The organism is Mesorhizobium sp. M1295, from assembly GCF_040318135.1.
Taxonomy (GTDB): Bacteria; Pseudomonadota; Alphaproteobacteria; order Rhizobiales; family Rhizobiaceae; genus Mesorhizobium.
Genome location: NZ_JAMYLU010000063.1, coordinates 1 through 3,499, shown reverse-complemented (window position 1 = coordinate 3,499; position 3,499 = coordinate 1). Strand labels below are relative to the sequence as shown.

General features: G+C 62.2%; 3 protein-coding genes and 2 pseudogenes. 3 read left to right on the top strand and 2 right to left on the bottom strand.

The window, feature by feature from the left end; translation table 11 throughout:
* Nucleotides 1-139 precede the first annotated feature (139 nt).
* Nucleotides 140-577, top strand: a complete 438-nt coding sequence (locus NKH29_RS32410; RefSeq protein WP_353001416.1) for a hypothetical protein — start codon at nucleotides 140-142, stop codon at nucleotides 575-577.
* Nucleotides 578-670: 93 nt separating this feature from the next.
* On the opposite strand, the gene NKH29_RS32405 is transcribed toward NKH29_RS32410, so the two are convergent.
* Both NKH29_RS32405 and NKH29_RS32400 read right to left on the bottom strand, forming a co-directional pair.
* A complete protein-coding gene (locus NKH29_RS32405; RefSeq protein ID WP_353001415.1) occupies nucleotides 671-1,951 on the bottom strand; it encodes an NAD(P)/FAD-dependent oxidoreductase in 1,281 nt (426 codons plus the stop codon).
* 193 nt (nucleotides 1,952-2,144) lie between these two features.
* Nucleotides 2,145-2,359, bottom strand: a pseudogene (locus NKH29_RS32400) (ATP-grasp domain-containing protein); the annotation flags it as partial.
* 482 nt (nucleotides 2,360-2,841) lie between these two features.
* Here NKH29_RS32400 and NKH29_RS32395 point away from each other — a divergent pair.
* Both NKH29_RS32395 and NKH29_RS32390 read left to right on the top strand, forming a co-directional pair.
* A pseudogene (locus tag NKH29_RS32395) lies at nucleotides 2,842-3,288 on the top strand (transposase); the annotation flags it as partial.
* A 102-nt stretch (nucleotides 3,289-3,390) separates the two neighbouring features.
* On the top strand, nucleotides 3,391-3,499 hold a 109-nt coding region (locus NKH29_RS32390), incomplete at its 3' end, for an NAD(P)-binding protein (RefSeq protein ID WP_353001417.1).

Sequence of the window (3,499 nt, the reverse complement as noted above, 5' to 3'; positions counted from 1 at the left end):
CTGGCGCGGCATGACCCGCTTGCACGACATCGCCTTCGGCATCTCCATTGGATCAAGCCGACGATGTGGGTAATCGAAAGCTTTGGCGGAGGCGTAGGGACGCGCCGTTGACCGGCCAGAGAGCTTCAGCGAGCTCGCGATGTGGCGCTCCGGCGAGTGCTCGGGCGAGCGATCGGTCGAGGGCACGAAACGAAGGTCAGACGGGAGCCGCGCTTTTCCGGCGGAACAAGCGGGCGGGCAGTTGTTGACCCAGACTAAGAGCATTGAGGCACTCGAGCGCGCCCTCAGCGATACCTCCAGAGTCCTGGCCGACTGGCTGGCGCCCAAGCACGCGTTCTGGTTCTACATCTTCAAGCCCAAGACAGGGATCATCGTCCGGAGCATTCAGCGTTGGACCAGCGCCTTCGGATCGTCGCAAGGCGAACCCGTGGGCATCGACGGAATCCCGGAAAGCTTCTGCTTCGATCAGTTGCCCGAGGACTTGGCGCATTGCGACGGCGGGAATTGCAATCTCGCTATCCCGGGGTTGGAAGGCCTCCGCAGCGGCAAGCGCCAAGCTGGCGGGCACCCAAAATGATTCAGATGATGCGATGGCCGCTGCCCAATGGTGTGTCTGTGCCGTAATGGCGACTGCCGAGGTAGCGAGGCTTGTGCGCGCCCGCCACCGGTATCAGCGCGCCGGCGGCAGATGCGCGATCTGCGCGCCGAGCTCATAGTAGCCCTCTCTGATGGCCCTGAAGGGGGTGTTCTGCGCCGGGGACACGGGCAGGAACATCCCATCGAGCGGCAGCTCCCCGCTGATATGGCGGGCGAGCTCGCGACCGAACACCGTACCCGGCGCGACACCTCGTCCGTTGAAGCCCGTCAGCGCGACCATGTTTTCCGCTGGGATATGAAGGCGGGGCAGATGGTCGTTGGTCATGCCTATCCAACCGTACCACTCATGCTCCAGCTCGACCTCACCGATCTGCGGAAAGAGCGCCCGGATACGGCGCCGCGCCCAGTTGCGATGGATGGCGGTTCCGGTGCCGCGGAGCGCGCCGACGCTGCCGAGGATGAGGCGGCCGGCATTGTCTGTGCGAAATGCGGTCAGCACGGTGCGGGTGTCCCACGCGCCGTGCCCCTCGGGCAGGATCGTGCGGCGAATGCTGGGGCTCAGCGGCGCAGTCGCGACATGGAAGACGGGCAGCACCACTTGCTCGCCGCGCAGCTCTGGAAGGATGCGCGACGTGTAGGTGTCGGTCGAAAGAACCGCCCACTTGGCCCGGACGCTTCCTCCTTGCGTGGCGAGCCGCCAGATGCCGTCCTCGCCCGCGATGTGCTCGACCGGGCTCGCCGTGCAGACGGTCGCCCCAGCGGAAATAGCCGCGCCAGCGAGGCCGCGCACATAGGCGAGCGGCTGGATTGTCCCTGCACGCAGGTCGAGGAGACCTGCGGCGAAGGCCGAGGTGCCTGTCTTGGCACGTGTCTCGCCGGCATCGAGGATGTGCACCGGAGCGTCGAGCGCCTGCCACTGCCGGCCTCGCTCTGTGATTTCGGCGACGCCCTTCTTATCGGCTCCGCAGTGGATCGTGCCGACCCGCGTCAACTCGCACGGCAAGTTGTGGTTGTCGACGATCTCGAAGACGGTGCGTGGGGAATTGCGCAGCAAATTAAGCAAACGACCGCCATAGATAGGACCAAGCGTCTCCTTGAGCGCCGAGGGCATCACCCAGAGGCCCGCATTCACCAACCCGGTGCTCCGCCCGGCAGCGCCAAAACCAATCTCGGCTGCCTCGATCACGACAGCTTTCAGGCCCCGTTCGGCAAGGTGCAGCGCAGTGGACAACCCGGTGTAGCCGGCACCGACGATCGCGACGTCGGCCACGAGGTCGCCTGCCAGCTTCTCCGTTTCAGGCGGCGGCGGAGCTGTCCGCTCCCAAAGCCCATGCGACCGTCGATCGTTCAGCATTCTTTCCGCTCCCACCCTCATCTTCAAAGTCGCCTGCCCCAGGTGCAACGCGCAACGGGCTCTCGAGGGTTGGCCATTTTCACGGCCCAAAGGGCCAGTACCTATTTTGCAAGCCGTTTACCAAACGGCGGTACCGATCTGATGTGGGATCGACGAACACTTGGCGGGCGTACCTTCTGCCTCAATACTCTGGGGCGGTCGTGATGCCAGCAATATCATACGTCGCACGCAGCCGGATACATTCGCGGATCAGCGCATAGAGATTGCCTGTATCGACGCGGATTGCCTCAATTCCCGCCGCGGCAAGATACTCGTACTGAGTTGGATCAGCCGACAGGACAATTGGATGAAGCCCAAGACGCTGGGCCGCTTGATAGCGGCATCAGTACTTATGCCTTCAACCAGGATGAGCGCTCTCTTTGCATTGTGACCTCCGCTTGCGCTTCGCGTAAATCGGCATCAGCCGCTTTCAGGTGCCTGACCTCCGACCTCGGGTTGACGTAGCATCTTAAGGGATTTGCGGTTGCGAAGATTCTGTAAATTTTTTTGAACTGCCCATTCGGATCCTCCGACGATGCGTGGGTGGGGTCGATTGCACGGCCTGGCGTAGTAGCCAAGGTGTCCTCGCAGGACGGCGGCGAACCACCTTGCTACGCAGCCATTGGCGTGTGCATGAGCCGCCAGGCTGGCGCCAGGGGTTTTCCTCCGTCCATCTTTGACCAGCAAGTGGACGATTCTCTGGCGGTCGCTGATTTCCAAAGTCTCTGCCGATTGCCCCAGTCGCAGGAGGAAATCAGTCAATGTCTCGGCCAATCGCAGGAATGACGTGCGGTCGGCGGCCTGATCGCGGATCGCCTGCAACTCGGCTCGCAATCCCTGTTTGCGGCCCGCGCGAAGCCGTGAAGGCGCGTCTTTATCTGGCCTCGTCGGGGGGCGTGGCGATGGCTGCCGAAAGACTTCTTACCCTTTTTAACAGTGCAGAAGTAATTCTATCGCTGGCGTGAGGAGGGCCTGTTGCGGACCATAAGCAACAGCCTCGTTATGGCGGCGCGCGAGGCTGAGGTCGGGAAGCAAGTCCGACGGCCGGCGTGATCGACAGCCAATCGGTCAAGACCACGGAAAAGCGGTGGAATCCGGCTGGACGCGGAAAGAAGATCAACGGGCGCAAAAATCACATCGTTGTCGACACCATCGGCCTGATGGTCGGTCTCGTCGTCCACGCCGCCGATATCCAGGACCGGGACGGCGCACCGGCTGCAGCGGCGACGCTGGGAGGCGTGCCCCTTTGCGATCAACCTGTTATTCTTGCTGATTCTCGACCGCTCGCCAACTACTGACGTGCAGTGTGGATTCCTGCGTTACGAGGAGGCACTCTCCTGAAGTAACCTATTACACCTGCTACCCCTGTCGGGGCATACAGATGGAAGCGAGGATTGTCTTTGTTATTCAGCTACATCGTTATAGGTGGCGGCTCATCCGGATGCGTCATGGCGAACAGGTTATCGGCCAATGGCAGTCACGTCCTGCTCATAGAGGCCGGTCCTGACT

Coding starts and splice junctions, on each gene's coding strand:
- NKH29_RS32410 (WP_353001416.1), top strand. CDS start 140: ATGTGGCGCTCCGGCGAGTGCTCGGGCGAGCGATCGGTCGAGGGCACG.
- NKH29_RS32405 (WP_353001415.1), bottom strand. CDS start 1,951: ATGCTGAACGATCGACGGTCGCATGGGCTTTGGGAGCGGACAGCTCCG.